General features: G+C 56.9%; 18 protein-coding genes and 1 tRNA gene. 4 read left to right on the forward strand and 15 right to left on the reverse strand.

Annotated elements, in window-relative coordinates; translation table 11 throughout:
• Positions 1-19 precede the first annotated feature (19 nt).
• The 4 genes from BBDE_RS09310 to BBDE_RS11215 form a co-directional block, all read right to left on the reverse strand.
• The gene (locus BBDE_RS09310) at positions 20-685 is read right to left on the reverse strand and encodes a hypothetical protein (protein ID WP_003838723.1); all 666 of its coding nucleotides are present in this window, start codon (positions 683-685) and stop codon (positions 20-22) included.
• The gene (locus BBDE_RS09315; protein ID WP_003838721.1) at positions 682-1,374 is read right to left on the reverse strand and encodes a hypothetical protein; all 693 of its coding nucleotides are present in this window, start codon (positions 1,372-1,374) and stop codon (positions 682-684) included. Before BBDE_RS09315 ends, BBDE_RS09310 begins: the two co-directional genes overlap by 4 nt.
• Positions 1,367-2,221, reverse strand: a complete 855-nt coding sequence (locus BBDE_RS09320; RefSeq protein WP_003838719.1) for a hypothetical protein — start codon at positions 2,219-2,221, stop codon at positions 1,367-1,369. Before BBDE_RS09320 ends, BBDE_RS09315 begins: the two co-directional genes overlap by 8 nt.
• 73 nt (positions 2,222-2,294) lie before the next feature.
• Positions 2,295-2,597, reverse strand: coding sequence for a hypothetical protein (locus BBDE_RS11215; protein ID WP_126622072.1), 303 nt, complete (start codon positions 2,595-2,597; stop codon positions 2,295-2,297).
• Between the two features lie 295 nt (positions 2,598-2,892).
• On the opposite strand from BBDE_RS11215, the gene BBDE_RS09325 reads away from it, so the two are divergent.
• On the forward strand, positions 2,893-3,549 hold the full coding sequence (locus BBDE_RS09325) for a DNA-binding response regulator (protein ID WP_003838713.1): 657 nt from the start codon (positions 2,893-2,895) through the stop codon (positions 3,547-3,549).
• A 61-nt stretch (positions 3,550-3,610) separates the two neighbouring features.
• Positions 3,611-4,831 (forward strand): sensor histidine kinase, encoded by a 1,221-nt coding sequence (locus tag BBDE_RS09330; RefSeq protein WP_012902504.1) that lies wholly within the window; start codon positions 3,611-3,613, stop codon positions 4,829-4,831.
• Between the two features lie 149 nt (positions 4,832-4,980).
• Here the strand turns inward: BBDE_RS09330 and nucS are convergent, their stop codons facing one another.
• The 10 genes from nucS to BBDE_RS09380 all read right to left on the reverse strand — a co-directional run bounded on the left by nucS (position 4,981) and on the right by BBDE_RS09380 (position 14,182).
• The gene (gene nucS / locus BBDE_RS09335; RefSeq protein ID WP_003838710.1) at positions 4,981-5,685 is read right to left on the reverse strand and encodes an endonuclease NucS; all 705 of its coding nucleotides are present in this window, start codon (positions 5,683-5,685) and stop codon (positions 4,981-4,983) included.
• A 114-nt stretch (positions 5,686-5,799) separates the two neighbouring features.
• Positions 5,800-6,078: a F0F1 ATP synthase subunit epsilon gene (locus BBDE_RS09340; protein ID WP_003838708.1), complete on the reverse strand. Its 279-nt coding sequence runs from the start codon at positions 6,076-6,078 to the stop codon at positions 5,800-5,802.
• The gene (gene atpD / locus BBDE_RS09345) at positions 6,078-7,562 is read right to left on the reverse strand and encodes a F0F1 ATP synthase subunit beta (protein ID WP_003838706.1); all 1,485 of its coding nucleotides are present in this window, start codon (positions 7,560-7,562) and stop codon (positions 6,078-6,080) included. Before atpD ends, BBDE_RS09340 begins: the two co-directional genes overlap by 1 nt.
• 8 nt (positions 7,563-7,570) lie before the next feature.
• The gene (locus BBDE_RS09350; RefSeq protein WP_003838704.1) at positions 7,571-8,491 is read right to left on the reverse strand and encodes a F0F1 ATP synthase subunit gamma; all 921 of its coding nucleotides are present in this window, start codon (positions 8,489-8,491) and stop codon (positions 7,571-7,573) included.
• Between the two features lie 3 nt (positions 8,492-8,494).
• Positions 8,495-10,123: a F0F1 ATP synthase subunit alpha gene (atpA, locus tag BBDE_RS09355; RefSeq protein ID WP_003838702.1), complete on the reverse strand. Its 1,629-nt coding sequence runs from the start codon at positions 10,121-10,123 to the stop codon at positions 8,495-8,497.
• 73 nt (positions 10,124-10,196) lie between these two features.
• Positions 10,197-11,024 (reverse strand): F0F1 ATP synthase subunit delta, encoded by an 828-nt coding sequence (locus BBDE_RS09360; RefSeq protein WP_003838701.1) that lies wholly within the window; start codon positions 11,022-11,024, stop codon positions 10,197-10,199.
• Positions 11,025-11,054: 30 nt separating this feature from the next.
• On the reverse strand, positions 11,055-11,576 hold the full coding sequence (locus BBDE_RS09365) for a F0F1 ATP synthase subunit B (RefSeq protein WP_003838699.1): 522 nt from the start codon (positions 11,574-11,576) through the stop codon (positions 11,055-11,057).
• 56 nt (positions 11,577-11,632) lie between these two features.
• Complete coding sequence (gene atpE / locus BBDE_RS09370) at positions 11,633-11,860, reverse strand: ATP synthase F0 subunit C (protein WP_003809874.1); 228 nt, start codon at positions 11,858-11,860, stop codon at positions 11,633-11,635.
• A 54-nt stretch (positions 11,861-11,914) separates the two neighbouring features.
• Positions 11,915-12,724 (reverse strand): F0F1 ATP synthase subunit A, encoded by an 810-nt coding sequence (atpB, locus tag BBDE_RS09375; RefSeq protein ID WP_003838697.1) that lies wholly within the window; start codon positions 12,722-12,724, stop codon positions 11,915-11,917.
• A 423-nt stretch (positions 12,725-13,147) separates the two neighbouring features.
• A complete protein-coding gene (locus tag BBDE_RS09380) occupies positions 13,148-14,182 on the reverse strand; it encodes a homoserine O-succinyltransferase (protein WP_003838694.1) in 1,035 nt (344 codons plus the stop codon).
• A gap of 180 nt (positions 14,183-14,362) precedes the next feature.
• Here BBDE_RS09380 and BBDE_RS09385 point away from each other — a divergent pair.
• Positions 14,363-14,439: transfer RNA gene (locus BBDE_RS09385), tRNA-Met, on the forward strand.
• Positions 14,440-14,837: 398 nt separating this feature from the next.
• Positions 14,838-16,148: a formyl-CoA transferase gene (frc, locus tag BBDE_RS09390; protein WP_012902505.1), complete on the forward strand. Its 1,311-nt coding sequence runs from the start codon at positions 14,838-14,840 to the stop codon at positions 16,146-16,148.
• A 252-nt stretch (positions 16,149-16,400) separates the two neighbouring features.
• Here frc and BBDE_RS09395 read toward each other — a convergent pair whose 3' ends face one another.
• On the reverse strand, positions 16,401-17,477 hold the full coding sequence (locus tag BBDE_RS09395) for an AEC family transporter (RefSeq protein WP_003838691.1): 1,077 nt from the start codon (positions 17,475-17,477) through the stop codon (positions 16,401-16,403).
• Positions 17,478-17,500 lie beyond the last annotated feature (23 nt).

Consider the following 17,500-nt stretch of genomic DNA (forward strand, 5'->3'; position numbering starts at 1 on the left):
CTTGTTATGTTCGAGGTGGTTAGATAATTTCCAAACGCTTGAACAGTGCATAATTCGCCACGACCAATGCAATGGTCATAACCAACAACACAGCAATCCAACGCGGTTGGCCGAACGACACCGAAACACCGACCAGCCAGCGCATCAACGGCACATACGACAACGGCACAAGGTACGACACCATCGCTGCAAGATATCCGAATGCACGGTTCCCGCCGAGATAGCCAAGATTGACGGTCAACAGCAACGCCATCACCGTCCATCCCGCACACACCGCACCAGCCGTAAGCGATGCACTGTGTTCTTTCACTATGGCCAAGGCCACTGCCAATTGCAGCCCGGCATATGCCAGACAGTACGCAGACAGAACCATGCAATAGCTCACGAACCTCGACCATCCGCGACGACGGCGCACATACACCATTGTCTCGGGAATGCTCAGATACTTCGACGGTTGCTCCAGCGGCAGCACCACACCGAACACCATGAAACAGATGGCATACAAGTTGCTCATGAGACTGGAGCCCGAAGCAGCGTCGGGCATACGAAACATGCCGATGAAGATTCCGCGGTCCTGTCCGCTCGTATAAAAGCGGTACGTCAACACAGCATAGATGGACACCAGCGCCAACCTTGTGCCAGTGCCACCACGCAATGTTTGGAGGACTCGTTTCCATACCATCATGACATCCTCAAACGATCACGACAGTTGAACACCGCGATATTGGCGATGCCCATGAGCAGGCAATAACCGATGAACGGCACTACTTGCTGGATGAACACCAACGTCAGGGAATCACCAATCGGATACCAGAAATAGAAAACATATCTGGTCAGGTCGCCAGGCATCAGTTTCAGACAGAAATCGGCAATGATGGGAATGGCAATGGCTGGCGGCAATATTTGTCCCCATGCTATGCCCAGATTCATCAGTAACCAAACGAACAACGTGACCGATGCGTTCATCATGAGTAACTGCAACAACATGATGGCACATAACGTCCACTCCTGTGGAGTGCTTACACTTTCTCTCAGCACACCTGCCACCACAAACAACACCGACACAGGAAGTGCCGTGACGAATGTCGAGAATACCAGCCACCGAGTATTCAGACGGAATTCGTCAACCGGATTGCGACGGACACGTTCAAAGGAATCGAACCGCGCAGCCCCCATGCAGAATAGTACGAGGCACGCCGGCAGCATCGTTCGCTCCGCAACCTCTACCATGAATCCGTAGTACATAGTATTCAAAGGAAATGGTTTGCACGCGATTAAGACAATATACGCCACACCACAAGCCAAGCCGAACCTCATAAGATTCTTCACGCGTCTAGAAACGCGGCCGAGAGGCACAAACAATTCGCTACTCATGAAATTTCCTTTGCAACCAGCACAGCATAACAACGATTAGGGGAAGACCTGTCAGTGTCACAGCGACTCCTATAAGGTTGGTCAGCGTCGAACCTGACGCGGTAAATCCATTGACCTGCAAATAGAGAATCGGATTGATGTCCTCCGCATGGCCAGGATGAGGAACCAGTACCGGAAAAGCCCACCATAACAACAGGAAAGCGGTAGGAACCAATACCTCAACATACTTATGTGTCATAAAAGGTGATGACGCTATGGCAAGGCAAGTGAATAATCCCGAAAGAACAGCAACCAACAAACCGACAGTTGCAATGCACAGTACTTGATTGTATCTGTAGATCGGATAGACCCATCCTTCCGACCAAACAAGAATATATTGGGAGCTGGCGGCTTTCGCATCAGAATTCATCACGCCATCAATGAACGACAAATGCGGATTCCGAATCGCGCAAAATATAATACTGGTAAGAAAGGGAAGCACACCGCCAAACGCCCCCAGCAGAAAACCCGAGCATAAAGATGTGCGCTCCACAACACCATAATTTAAGCGAGCTTCCAGTAATTCCAGCCGATGACTCTGCTTTTCCGTAGCTAATACGCTGCCGCCAACCAATGCAGCTAAAAACGGAAAAAGAAAAAGATATAACGCCGTACCACTGCCATCAGGCGAAAACAGCAGCACCTCATCCAAAAATGTAGACTCATGATCATGTATTCTGTATCCCAAATGCCTTATCGACCACCATTGAAAGCCGACGATAAAAAGCGATAACGCAACAACGACCAGGCAACGTACGTTACGTAATCCGCTTTTAATCTGAGCACGCATCAATCCAATATTCACCATCGCAAATCTCCTACACAGATGAAGGTGCTCCGGCTGAACCTTATAGATTCAGTCAGAACACCTTTTTGCAACATCAAACTGAATCAGGACTCCACCCGCCTTGAGCAAAAGTTGTTCCAGCATAGGAGCCAGCATTCTGCAGACGAAGATGAATCTGACGAGGCTTGTAGCCATTCCACCCGTATGCATACTGGCTGATGAATCGCCCTTGCCCAGTCGTAAACTGCACCGTGTCGGAGCCAACATCACCATTGCTAAAAGATAATGCCCATGCGCGGATGAGGTGGTTACCCGTAACACTGTTCGCTTTGATATACGCTGAAGAGGCATCCTGCTTTTGCCTATTAGGCGTATCATATGTCTGCCAACCCTTCATGTACGCACTCCATGCGGTATCGCCATGATTGTTAGCCAGGCGGGAGCCGCAAAACAACACATAGAGGCAACAGCAGCGAGAATAGCCACACAGCATCTCATCATTCTGCTCATACGTAATGATTTCATCACTGAAACCTTTCTTCCGCAATGATTCACAAAGCGGATGCCTTGCAGGTTCCAATGTAGGAAGACCGTAATGGAAAGCATAGGCTGTCTGCAGATAACTGCAGGGAAAACCACTGTTCCATGAAACGTCCGAGCGGCAACCTCGAGCGACGCGATACACTGCAACCATGGCATTCAGGGGGAATACGAACATTCGCAGCATACGCATCGGCGTGCTTGACAATGATGCCTGCGCATTGAATTACATCATGCTGATGCTCAAGCAGCTCAACAACCGAAACGGCATGACGCTGGCCCCATGGACCACTACCTTTCCGGCACGTGCACTGCAGGAATGCCAGCATGGCATGCAACATACGGATATTCTACTGCTCGACATGGCTCTGAACGGCATCACCGGCCCACAGGTCGCGCAATCGATCCACCACATCTCACCGACCACGGCGATCATCGGAATGACCTCGTATGAGCCGGAACTCTACCAGACAGAAGCATTGAAGGCCGGCATCACGACGATATTGGACAAGACGACGCTTGCCGACAATCTTCCCAAAGCGATCATCGACGCATTGGTCGCTCCCCCAGAGTCACTGGAGTCCGAATACGAATCATCCAGCGCACAAGCGCCTTTGCCAAAACTCACTGATGCCGAGCAACGCATCCTTACGCTCAGTGCCTCGGGCCTGAACGCCAAACAAATCGCAACCCACCTTGGCATTTCCGCCGACACCGTTTTCTCACACCGGCGTAATATCAAGACAAAATTCCATATTTCCGACTGGTATGACGTCATCGCACGGAGCCAACAGCTACATATCATCTGAACCTATTGCAATGATTGCGGTACCAGCGATAACGCACAGTTCACTCTCAAGGAAGAGGACGATGACGGCACACACCTCTATGCTCCGACGGCTCCCGCATGCCATGCCACGCACAGCACTTGCCGCATGCACATGCGTGCTCGCCATTGCGGCGACCGTCAATATAGGCGTTGATTGGGCGATCGACGACTCAGAATGGGCACGATACCTATGCTGCGGCCTCGTCACCACAGTCGCCGCCATATGGTTCGCATACAAACCACAACAAGGTAGCTACGTGATCATCGCCGTGGCCGTAGGCGATTTCCTAATCGGAGGTACGGCGTTTGCGCCCATGCTGATTCTGGCACTGCTTGCCACCGGAAGTATCGGCTATACAAGTCTTGTGGAAGGGGTTCTGTCCGGTATCGCATTGCTTGCGGCCGTGTTCTTCTCGCCTTATACGGTTGCGTTCCCCGTCATTGACGACAGTCTGCTCTCGTTCCCCTGTCTTGTCGCTCTGACTTTAAGCATCAGTGCGCTGATCCGCAGGAACGGGGAACGGCAACGCCAATTGCAACGGGAGCAAACACTGCTTGCCAACGCCGGAATCGCGCAACGTTTGCACGACTATACAACAAACGATCTGAGCGACATCGCTATGATGGCCGATCACCAGCTCGCAATATGCGACAGCGAGCAGCGGGAAGCATGGTCCAGCGTCAAAAACCTTGCCCTTGATGCACTGACGCATACCCGAAAGGCCATTCGCACGCTTGAAAGCGACAAGACAACCGTCAAGCGGTACAACGGCACAAAGACGGATGACCGCCATCAGAACCAGTTCGTCTCCCCGCGGCACGGCAACGCCACGCCAATGCAGGTCTCCGGGGCCACCGGAATCGACAGGCTCGGCGAACTTAACGAGCTCATCGCCACCTGCCGGAGCAATCTGGCGGCAAACGGCTACACAGGCGAGGTAATTCGTTTCGGTACGGAACCGACGCAGCTGGGCGACGCGACGGCAACACTTGTTATCGGTCTCGTCCGCGAACTGTTCGGCAACATCGCCAAACATGCCCGGGCATATGCTGGCTATATCATGCTGATCAGTTGGGCCGACGCCGCTTTCGTGATCGAGCTTTCCGACGTTCCGAAACCGAGTGCCGATGCCGGTCTGCGGTCCGGCCTGGAACGATACCGTCGGACCATCGAGTCGATGCAGGGGCAATGGAACGTCGAGAGTGCGGACGACCATTGGAGCATCCATGCAGAGGTTCCGTATCGGCGCACAATCTGTTGACACCCATAGAACACGATTGAGAAAGTCCTGGAAGTCGCCCGACACTCAAACTGGGCCAATTGCCCCAATCTACCGACGCTTACGGGGCGCTCACCGTCGGTGGTTTGAGAACGCCGGCTTGGGATTGGGGAAACTTCCCGGAATCTTTGTCAGAACAGACGCAGGAAGTCGTCCTCCACGCCCTTCATCTCCTCGTAATCGAGGATCAGGCAGCGGAAGCCACGGTCCTCGGCGAGTACGCGGGCCTGCGGGGTGATGGTCTGCGCGGCGAAGATGCCACGGACCGGAGCAAGCAGCGGATCGCGGTTGAGCAGTTCGCAATATCTGGTGAGCTGCTCGACGCCGTCGATACCGCCGTTGCGTTTGATCTCGATGGCCACATGCGTGCCTTCGGCGTCGGTGGCCATGATGTCGACCGGGCCGATGGCGGTCGGATATTCACGACGCACGAGCTTCGCCCCCTTGCCGATACGTTCGATCTGTTCGGCCAGATAGCGTTGCAGATGATCCTCGACGCCATCCTTGGTAAGTCCCGGGTCCTCGCCCAGATCGTAGGATTCGTCGGAATAGATGTGCTGCAACGTCACCTCGAGCACGTCGTTCGACTTGTCGGCCGAGGCTCGGATGACTTTCTGTGGCACGGCGGTGTCGACGTCATCGTCGGCATTGTCGGGCGTGATGTCCTTGATGGTGCAGGGCGCGGCCATCCAGTTCAGTGGCTTGTAGGAGCCGAGTTCGGAGAAGATCAGCAGGCTGTTGTCCGCCTTGATCAGCAGCACGCGTTTGGCGAGCGGCAGGAAGGCGTTCAGTCGTCCGGAATATTCGGCGGAGCAGTCAGCAACAATAATTCGCACGAGGCACTACCCTACCATGACCGGATGTGGGCGAGCGGAACCCCGCATACGCAAAGCGGCCTCCCGCCTCGATTGAGGAGGAAGGCCGCTTGCAATCACGCTGCCTGAAAGGGATTACTCGGCGCGCTTGACGTCACGTCCACGCTCGACCGCAACGGTGAGCTTGTTCGAGTCGAAGGAGATGAAGCCGTCGGTCACTTCGAAGGAGTGACGTTCGCCTTCCGGATCCACCACTACGATGGTTCCTTCCTTGATCACGGTCAGCACAGGCTCGTGGTCGGGCAGGATGCCCATTCCGCCCTCAGAGGCCGGAATGGTAACGGACTTCGCCGTACCGTGCCACACGGGGTGGTCGGCGGCGACGATGTTCACCTGCATGATCGATCCGGCCATCACGCACCGAATTCCTTCTGCATGTCGTGCCACTTCTTCTCGAGATCCTCGATGCCGCCGATGCCGGAGAACGCCTGCTCCGGAACGTCGTCATACACACCGTCGCAGATGCGGGTGAAGGCTTCGATGGTCTCGTCAGCCGGCACGTAGGAGCCCGGACGACCGGTGAACTTTTCGGCGACGTAGAAGTTCTGGCCAAGGAACTGCTCGATCTTACGGGCGCGGTTCACGGTGGTCTTGTCTTCTTCGCCGAGCTCGTCGATGCCGATCAGGGCGATGATGTCCTGCAGCTCCTTGTTACGCTGCAGAATCGCCTTGACGCGGTTCGCGCAGTCGTAGTGGGCCTGGCCCACGTAACGCGGATCGAGGATTCGCGAGGTGGAGCTCAGCGGGTCCACTGCCGGATAGATGCCCTTGGAGGCGATGTCACGGGACAGCTCGGTGGTTGCATCCAGATGGGCGAAGGTCGTTGCAGGGGCCGGGTCGGTGTAATCATCGGCCGGCACGTAGATGGCCTGCAGCGAGGTGATGGAGTGGCCGCGGGTCGACGTGATTCGCTCCTGCAGCGAGCCCATCTCATCGGCCAGGTTCGGCTGGTAGCCCACTGCGGACGGCATACGGCCGAGCAGGGTGGACACCTCGGAACCAGCCTGGGTGAAGCGGAAGATGTTGTCGATGAACAGCAGCACGTCCTGGTTCTGCACGTCACGGAAGTACTCCGCCATGGTCAGTGCGGTCAGCGGCACACGCAGACGGGTGCCCGGCTGCTCATCCATCTGTCCGAAGACCAGTGCGGTCTTCTCGAGTACGCCGGCCTCGTCCATTTCGCCGATCAGATCGTTGCCCTCACGGGTACGCTCGCCGACGCCGGCGAACACGGACACGCCGCCGTGGTTCTGGGCGACTCGCTGGATCATTTCCTGAATCAGCACGGTCTTGCCCACGCCTGCGCCACCGAACAGACCGATCTTGCCGCCCTGCACGTACGGGGTCAGCAGGTCGATGACCTTGATGCCGGTCTCGAACATCTGGGTCTTGGACTCCAGCTGGTCGAATGCCGGCGGGTTGCGGTGAATCGGCCAGCGCTCGGACACGGTGATGGTCTCGCCGGGCTTCTTGTTGAGGATGTTGCCGGACACGTCGAACACGTGGCCCTTGGTGACGTCACCGACCGGCACGGAGATCGGACCGCCGGTGTCGTGTACGGTGGCGCCGCGCACCAGGCCATCGGTCGGCTTGAGCGCCACGGTACGCACGGTGGAGTCGCCGAGGTGCTGTTCGACCTCGAGGGTGATCTTGTGCGTGGTCTCGCCCTCTTCGTGAGCGCCGGTGTTGGTCAGCTCAACGGTAAGTGCGTTGTAAATGTCGGGCAGGTGGCCCACCGGGAATTCGACGTCGATGACCGAGCCCTGGATGCGCGTAACGCGTCCAGCGGTCGGCTCTGCAGCCGTCTCGGGAGCCGCTGTGGTCTGATTGTCAGCCATATGCGTTCCTACTCTTCCTTCTTATTCAGCGCGTCGGCGCTGCCGATGATTTCGGTAAGTTCCTGGGTAATCGAAGCCTGGCGGGAAGCGTTGAGCTTGCGGGTCAGGTCGTCGATCAGGCTGCGGGCGTTGTCTGTGGCCGTATGCATGGCGTTCTGTCGGCTTGCAGTCTCGGATGCCGCCGCGGTGAGCAGGCATTCATGGATGCGGGACTGAATGTACTTCGGCAGGATCGCGTCAAGTACTTCGTCGACGTTCGGTTCGAACGCATAGAGCGGGGTCGCGGCGTCGGCATCGGATTCGGACACAGGACCGGAGCCCTGCTGTTCCGGAAGCACGAGCTCAACGGGCAGCATACGCAGCACACGCACCTTCTGGACCACCATATTCACGAATTCGGTGAACACGATGTAGAGTTCGGAAACCCCACCCTGGTCCGCCGGCTTCATATAGGCGTCCATCAGTGCCTTCGAGATGGATTCTGCGACTTCCACGCCGGGCTGGTCGGTATCGCCCTCCCAAGTACCGGCAACATCACGGTTGCGGTACTTGTAGTACGTCACACCGCGGCGACCATACACATACAGTTCCGGCTGCTTGCCTGCCGCGTCGAGGCGGGCGAGCAGCGATTCCGTTTCGCGGATGATCGAGGAGGTGTACGGGCCTGCCATACCACGGTCCGAGGTGAGGGCGAGGACAGCCACGCGAGGGTTGTCCTCGTCCTTCTTCACGATCGGATGATCGATATGGGTGTGCGCCACCAGCGCTTGCACGGCGTCGAAAATCGCATCGGTATACGGCTTCGCGTTCAGGGCCACGTCACGTGCCTTGGCGATATGCGAAGACGCGATCATCTCCTGCGCGTTGAAGATTTTCTCCAGCGACGCAGTGGAGGCGATCCTAGATTTCAATGCGAGTTGCGAGCCCATGAATCACTTCTCTCCTGCGACGATCTTTTCCTGCTCAACCGGAGTGGCGTTCTTGACGTCAGGCTTCTTCTCGACCAGCGGTTTGCCCGCGCTGGTCACGAAGGTCTCACGGAACGCTTCCACTGCCTTGTCGAGGGCTGCCTCGGTGTCGGCGGTGAAGTCTTCGGTCTCACGGATGGTCTTGAGGATATCGGTGTTGTGATCCAGATAATCCAGCATGGCCTTCTCGAACGGCAGCACGTCGCCCAACGGCAGGTCATCCATCTTGCCATGGGTGCCGGCCCACACGGAGACGACCTCCTGCTCCATCGAGTACGGGGAGAACTGAGGCTGCTTCAACAGCTCGGTCAGATGCGAACCACGGTTCAGCTGAGCCTTCGAAGCCGCATCCAGATCGGAGGCGAACATGGCGAAGGATTCCAGCGAACGGTACTGTGCCAGCGAAATCTTCAGCGTGCCGGAGACCTTCTTCAAAGCCTTGGTCTGGGCGGCGCCACCGACTCGAGACACGGAGATGCCGACGTCCACTGCAGGACGCTGGTTCGCGTTGAACAGGTCGGACTGCAGGAAGATCTGGCCATCCGTGATGGAGATGACGTTGGTCGGAATGTACGCGGACACGTCGTTCGCCTTGGTCTCGACGATCGGCAGACCGGTCATCGAGCCGCCGCCGAGGTCATCGGAAACCTTGGCGCAACGTTCGAGCAGACGGGAGTGCAGGTAGAACACATCGCCCGGGTAAGCCTCACGTCCCGGCGGGCGGCGCAGCAGCAGGGAGATCGAACGGTAGGCTTCGGCCTGCTTCGACAGATCGTCGAAAACGATGAGCACGTGCTTGCCGTTGTACATCCAGTGCTGTCCGATGGCGGAACCGGTGTACGGTGCGATGTACTTGAAGCCTGCGGAATCGGATGCCGGGGAGGCCACGATGGTGGTGTACTCCATGGCGCCGGCCTCTTCGAGGGACTGCTTCACCGATGCGATGGTGGAGCCCTTCTGGCCGATGGCGACGTAGATGCAGCGGACCTGCTTCTTCGGATCGCCGGATTCCCAGTTACGCTTCTGGTTGATGATCGTATCGATTGCGATAGCGGTCTTACCGGTCTGGCGGTCGCCGATGATGAGCTGGCGCTGGCCACGGCCGATCGGCGTCATTGCGTCGATGGCCTTCAGGCCGGTGGACATAGGCTCGTCAACCGGATGACGATGCATAACGTCAGGTGCCTGGGCCTCGAGAATACGACGGCCTTCGGTCTTGATTTCGCCAAGACCGTCAATCGGGTTGCCTAGCGGGTCCACGACGCGGCCGAGATAGCCGTCGCCGACGGGCACGGAGAGCACTTCGCCGGTACGACGCACTTCCTGGCCCTCCTCGATACCTGCGAAATCGCCGAGGATAACCACACCGATCTCGCGGGCGTCAAGGTTGAACGCCAGGCCAAGCGTGCCGTCTTCGAAGGTCAGCAGCTCATTGGCCATGCAACCAGGCAGTCCCGTCACGTGCGCAATGCCGTCGCCAGCAGTCGCGACGTAACCGACCTCCTGGGTCGGCGTATCCGACGGCTTGTACGACTCGACGAAATCATCGAGCGCCTTGCGTATCGTGGTGGGATCAATGGTAAGTTCTGCCATGATCACTCCTTATTGTTGTTTTTAAATTCAGTCAAGTCTTGTTTCAGGCTTGTTCACCGTGCGGCGAACCGCGTCAGGCGGTTGCCTTCACCGTGCGCTGAAGATGCTGCAGTTGTGCGACCACCGTGTTGTCGGTGACCTCGTCGCCCACCTGGATGCGCATACCACCCATGACGGTCGGATCGACCACCGAGTTGATATGCACCGGATGGCCGGTCTTGGCCGAGTAGACGGCGACGAGCTTGTCGACCTGCTCATCGGTCAGTGGCTTTGCCGTGGTGACGGTGACCATGGACTCGCCCATATGGCGGGAGAGCTTGTTGATCAGCCACTGAATGGTCTGCAGATAGCGACGATTGCGCAGATTGCAGGTCGCATGCTCCGCCAGACGCTTGGTCACCTGATTGAAGTCCGCATCGCCAATCAGGCTGTACAGCAGCTTGATGCGGGCTTCGGCGGGGACGGTTGCGTCATAGAGCTTGGATCGTACGACCGGAAGGTTGAGCAGTGCGGAATGCAGCTGGGCAAGTTCAATGGAAACCTGCAGCGTGGCATTGGTGTAATCCGCGTAGTACATCATGCCGTCAACGCCGAAATCCTCCACGGCGTTGGCGATGTCGGACACGCGGCTCCAACGGCGGGATACCAAATCGCTCATGATCTCCATCGTGAGCGGATGGGACTGTTCGCCGATCAGGGTCTTCAGCACTGCGACCTTGTCTTCGACAGGGCGCGACGGGTCGGTGAGGGCACGTTCAAGCTGGATGTTGTGGTCGAGCACGCTGGTGATCGTGAACAGCTCGTTCCCGATACGCCATGCATCCTCGCCGGAGCCACGCAGCTTGGGGGCCAGCGAGTCACGCGAAACGCGATCTGCGATGCGCGATGCCTCTCCTCGCATTGGTCACCTCCCTTTCTTGAAGGTCTTCAATCACTTCTTGTCGCTGTCCATGTCGGCGATCATCCGGTCGATCATCGACGACTGCACATCATCATTCTCGAGCTTGCTGCCCAGGATCTTGCCGGCCAGTGCCGTTGCCAGCACGCCGACCTCACCCTTCAGGCTGACCAGCGCCTGCTGCTGCTGAGATTCGATGGAGCGCTGGGCGGTGGCGGTGATCTGCGCGGCGTCGCTCTCGGCACGGGAGCGTGCGTCAGCGATGATGTGCGATGCCTCCGCACGTGCATCATCACGGATCTTGGAAGCCTCGACGCGGGCGGTGCTCAGCTGGGCCTCGTACTTCGCCTTGGCTTCATCGGCATCCTTCTGGGCCTGCTCGGCCTTGGCGATGCCACCCTCGATCTTCGCGGCGCGCTCATCGAACACGGCCTGGAACTTCGGCAGGAAGAACTTGTAGAAGAACACGGCGACGATGATCAGAATGACCAACGACCAGAAAATGTCGTAGCTTTTCGGAAGGAACAGTTCCATCTCGCTAGCTGCGGTCACCATAGTGTCTTCCTCCTTTCACGTTCGTTTGCGTCTTCGGTGTTACCTTGGGTCAAGGCTTACTTGATGAAGGCGAGCACGAAGCCGAGCAGTGCCAGCACCTCGACGAATGCCAGACCCAGGAACATGAGGGTCTGCAGACGGCTACCGAGCTCAGGCTGACGGGCGGTGCCTTCGATGGTCTTGCCGATCAGGATGCCCAGACCGATGCCAGGGCCGATTGCGGCGAGGCCGTAGCCAACGACGTTCAGGTTGCCGGCAACCTCAGCGAGGGTAACGATATCCATGATTGTTTCCTTTCTGGTTATTGCTTAGCAAAGCAACACTTACAAAGCCGGCGATCAGTCAATCTCCGGATAGCTCATATTGATGTAGGCGGTGGTCAGGATGGCAAAGATGTAAGCCTGCAGGCAGGCGACCAGCGCCTCGAACAGGAACATGAACATGCCAGCGGCAAACGTGATGATGCCGAACGGCATCATGAGCTTGTTCACCACATCAATAAGGAAGAACTGCGTGGCCGAGAGGCACAGCGCAAGGATCAAATGGCCCGAAACCATGTTGGCGAACAGTCGGATCGTCAACGAGAACGGGCGGATAATCAGCAGCTCAAGCAGCTGAATCGGGGACAGCAGAATGTAGATCGGAGCCGGCACGCCCTTCGGGAAGATCTCATCCCTCAGGAAGTGGCCAAGGCCCTTTTCACGGATGCCGGCAATCCAATACTGGCAGAAGCACCACATGGCAAACACCAACGGCAACGTGATGGACGCGCTTGCCGCGATATTGAAGCCCGGAATGATGCCGCACAGATTGAAGATCAGCAGCGTGCAGAACACGGTGGTGATCATCGGCACATAACGTTTGCCGCGCAACTCGCCCATCACCTGATAGACGATGTTGTCGCGGACGAATTCGATCAGCCATTCGACTGCGCCCTGCCAGCGGCCGGGAATGAGCTTTGCACGGCTAGCCGTGATACCGAGAACCAGCATCATGATGACGGTCGCGAGAATACGGACCAGAATGATGCGGTTGATGGCGAACGGCGTGCCCTGGAATACGAACGGATCGGGAAGGAAGTCATTGATACTCGGCATCTCGGGACCATCAGCAATGGTCAGCATGCCCTCTCCCAATGCACCAATCATTCACGCCTCCTGCTCTTGTGTCAGCTGTTAGTTTAGCCCAACAACCGAGTCGAATGTGACGTTCTGGTTACTAAACCAGTTCGTCCTTCGAAGCATGTGTCAACGTGACCGGAACCGCATCGACACATTCAACTCCGAATGGCTGGAAAGGATTATTAGCCTGTGTCTCGACAACATCTCCACGCACGGCCCCTCCTTTACTGCCATCTGACGTTTCCGGCGTTTCGCACGGAGCTGCGACAACTAGACACGGCTTCATGTTCTGTCGGTGGCGTCAACGTTTCGTCGCTAACCATCATTAATGATAAAACGCTTTATCGAAGTCTATCCCACCTTTGGAATACCAAGATAAACACTAGCAGACGTATCGCAATCGGAAAAATTCCGAATACGACATGGCCGGCCTGGAAGACGCGACCTGAATCAGCCCCGAATCACACCGTATCCATCGCGCGAGAACGGCGTGAACGCGTCGACGCGCGGACTTCCGGGCTCATGCCGAATGGAGCGATCCGTACCAAGGCGTTTCTCGGCGCGCAACTGCGGCACCTCGCCCAAATCGTACGGCGTGGTCTGATAAACCCAGTTCAGCCAGTTGCGCCACAGCAGATTCGCATGGGCGCGCCAGGCGAACACCGGCTCGAGCTGCGGATCGTCATGCGGGAAGTAGTTCTCGGGGAATGGCACATTGGTCATGCCCTTCTTCATATCACGCTCATACTCTTCGGAGAGCGTATATTTACCGTATTCCCAGTGACCCAGCGCGAACACCTCGGAGAAGTCTCGCGTGGCGATCAGCCCCGGACCGGACTTCGGCCCCCAGGTAAGCACCTGCAGATCCGGATTGCGCGCGATGTCGCCCTCATCCACACCGGCAAGACGAGAATGCGGCTGCAGGCTGATCTCATCGAAACCGTTCGTCAGAAAGCAGTACTCATCCTGCAGATACTGCGGGAACACTCCGAAGATCTTCTCGGGAAGATTCACCTTGCGCACGCCGTAACGGTAGTTGAGCGCACCCATCGCACCCCAGCACAGATACATGGTGGAGAAGACGTGACTGCCCGCCCAGTCAAGAATCCGCTTGAACTCGTCCCAATAATCAACCTGTTCGAAGTCAAGGTGCTCCACCGGCGCGCCCGTCACCACGAAGCCGTCATAATAATTGTCTTCGAAAGTATCGAGCGTCTCGTAGAACTTCACCAGATGGTCGGCGCTCACGTGCGTGGCCTCATGCGTAGAGGTCTTCATGAAGTCGATCTCGACCTGCAGCGGACTCTTCGAAATCAGGCGCAGCAGCTGCGTCTCCGTCTCGATCTTCTTCGGCATGAGATTCAGGATCACCAGTTTCAGCGGGCGCACACGCTGACGCTCCGCTTCTGGCTTTTCAAGCGCGAAGATTCGTTCCGAATCGAGGATGGCTCTGGCCGGCAGGCCGCTGGGGATCTTGATAGGCATAGTCCCTATTATGGTGCGGGCACGGATATGGAACGCTCCCCTAACGGGCCTACCGATATAGGAAATATTGATAATGCGTTATCCGACGGGGGTTCACGACATCAACCAATTACGACACGCCGACTTGACATTTATTCGCTCATTCGTAAAGTAGATAGAGCTGTCACGAAGACAAGCCGTCGCGGGGTGGAGCAGCTCGGTAGCTCGCTGGGCTCATAACCCAGAGGTCCATGGTTCAAATCCATGCCCCGCTACCAATTGAGATAAGCCGTCAGATGAATAATCTGGCGGCTTTTTCGTTCACGGCAATGGCAGTTTCGCATTACGAGCGGGTACTGCACACTCCAGCACCACATAGCGCCGTTATCACCGCACAAATTGGCCCATTCCCACGGAAAACCGATCCGTTTCCACAAAAACCGACCTGTCTATGACATCAAACGCTGGAATCAGACCACTTTTTATGGGAATGGGCCACTCAATCACGGAAAACGGAAACCAGGTGGTTTCCCACGCTTTTTGCAAGATCCAGCCGCGTGACGCTCCTCAGCAATCCGCCCAAAGCCAAAGGTTGTTCCTACTGGCTGAAAATCCCGCAATCTCCAAGGTTCAACGGGATACATTGACCTCGTTGACTACAACAAGGAGGTCACAAATGACACAAGATACCGCTCCCCTCAAGGGAATCAAGGTCATCGACTGGACTCAGGTGCAGTCCGGTCCTTCCTGCACGCAGATGCTCGCCTGGATGGGCGCTGAAGTCATCAAGGTGGAGAAGGTTCAGGGCGGAGACCCGACGCGTAACGAAATGAACGACGTGGACGGATCGTATTCCCTGTACTTCCTTCAGCTCAATGCCAACAAGAAGTCCATCACACTGAACATGAAGGATCCAGAAGGCAAGAAGATCCTCGCCGATCTGCTGAAGGATGCCGACGTATTCGTCGAGAACATCGGCCCGGGCGATGTCGAAAAGCTCGGCTTCGGCTGGGACGAGGTGCACAAGATCAATCCTCGCTGCATCATGGCATCCCTCAAAGGATTCAACAAGGGCAGCCGCTTCGAGCATGTGAAGGCATTCGAGCCCGTCGCCCAAAGCGCCGGCGGTGCGGCTTCGACCACCGGCTGGTATGACGGCGAGCGCAATGTGCCAACCCAGTCCGGTGCGGCTTTGGGCGATTCCAACAGCGGCATGCATCTGCTGATCGCCATCCTGTCCGCACTGCTGCAGCGCCAGCGCACCGGCGAGGGCTGCTACGTCTACCAGTCCATGCAGAACGCCGTGCTGAATCTGTGCCGTGTCAAGCTGCGTGATCAGCTGATTCTCGATCGTCTCGGCAAGCTCTCCTATTATGACTGCTATCCGAACTACAAGTGGGGCAAGGCCATTCCGCGTGCGGCCAATGCCGAGGGCGGTCTGGTGCTCGGCTGGTGCTATCGCGCCAAGGGCTGGGAGACCGATCAGAACGCCTATGTGTATATCGTGATCCAGCAGTCCAAGAAGGGCTTCGAGAACTTCTGCCACGCCATGGGCTTCGAGGATTGGATCACCGATCCGCGTTTCAACACCGCCAACGCCCGCGATGAGCATAAGGAAGAGGTGTACAAGCGCGTCGAGGAATACACCATGCAGTACGACAAGTACACGCTGACCAAGGAGCTGGGCGCCAAGGGCGTTCCGGTCGGCCCGGTGCTGGACTGGAACGAGCTGGAGAACGATCCGGATCTGAATGATGACGGTACCATCGTCACCATCGATCAGCAGGATGCCCGTGGTGACTTCAAGACCATCGGCATGCCGTTCACCATGAGCAACTTCACGCCTGATTACCAGCGTGCGCCGAAGCTTGGCGAGAACAACGAGGAGATCCTCAAGGGTCTGGGCTATAGCGACGACCAGATCTCCGAGCTGCTTTCCAATGGTGTCATCGGTGGCAATGATGGCGTGAAGGCTGATCTGAAGTAGCCTTTGCCGCTCGTCGCGACTTTCCTCAGGGGTCGAATCCTTCCGGTTCGGCCCCTTTTTATGTTTTACCGTGGATTGGCGCCCCATACGCCGCGTGGCTTTTTCATATCGATTCGAATGCAGTGGGCATTCACTGGCATCTGATGCAACCACCATATGATCGGCATGCACTGCGTTATGCGCGTTGCTCACACATGCAGCAAAAAGCCCCGCACCTTTCGGTACAGGGCTCATCAAACCTATGGAAACGGTTCAGTGCACGCAGAACGGTACGAGCCAGATCCACAGCAGGCAGGTGGCTGCGAACACGACGGTCGAAACGGCCGTGGTCGAAGCGCCTTCCTTGACATAGATGTTGTAGCGGCTGGAAATGATGATTCCGGAGAATGCCGGCGGCAATGCCACCGCCATGACCAGCATGGAGATCTTGTCGATGTCGCCGCCCATGCCACATAGCAGACCCACGCCCAGGAACACGGCCGGGGTGAGAATCAGGCGGAAGAACGTGTTCCAAATGGTTTCCCAGCCGAGAGAGAACTTCACGGTGGACAGCGCCAAGCCTGCGGCGAGCACGGCCACACCGGAGTTGGCCTTGGCGATCAGGTCGAAGGTCGGCGCCACCTGATCCGGCACGTGGACGCCCAGCAGCACCAGGATGATAGCCAGCAACGGCGCCCAGCAGACCGGCTGCTTCAGTGCATTGAGCAGAGCCTGAAGGTTGCCGTTCTTATTCTTGCCCGCATTCGAGGAGCCGTGTACCAGGAGTTCAGCCGTCTTATCCGCCTTGGCATCCTTGGACGGATCGACCGTGACATCACCCTTTGCGTCGACCACGGTTTCGGCGGACAGTTTCGCACGGTCCTTGGCCTGGCCGAGATTGATCAGATACATGCCGATAGGAATGGTCACGGCGTTGACGACGATGGAGATGATGGCGATGACCAGATTCGTGCTCACGGTGTCGCCGTAAATCGGGTCGAGCACTGCGAATCCGAGGAATCCGATGGTCGGAGAGCCTGCGATCAGCGCACTGACGGCCGCTTCCTGGATGCTGCGGTGAAACAGCAGACGGCACAGGTAGTAGCAGACCATGAACATGACGATGACGCCGATGAAGCCGATGGCGGTCAGCGTTGCGTCCTGTGCGAGCATTTCGCGGGTGGCCTTGATGATGGATACGAACAATGCCGCAGGAAGGGCGATGTTGAGCACCACTTTATTGAGACCTTGACGCTGATCATCGTCAAAGTAGCTGAATTTGCCACAGATATAGCCCAGTGCCATGATGACGATGATCGGCACAATATCGTTTATCAGAATATTTACCATTATTCAGTTCTTTCGATCTGGAG

The organism is Bifidobacterium dentium JCM 1195 = DSM 20436 (assembly GCF_001042595.1).
GTDB classification, from domain to species: Bacteria; Actinomycetota; Actinomycetes; order Actinomycetales; family Bifidobacteriaceae; genus Bifidobacterium; species Bifidobacterium dentium.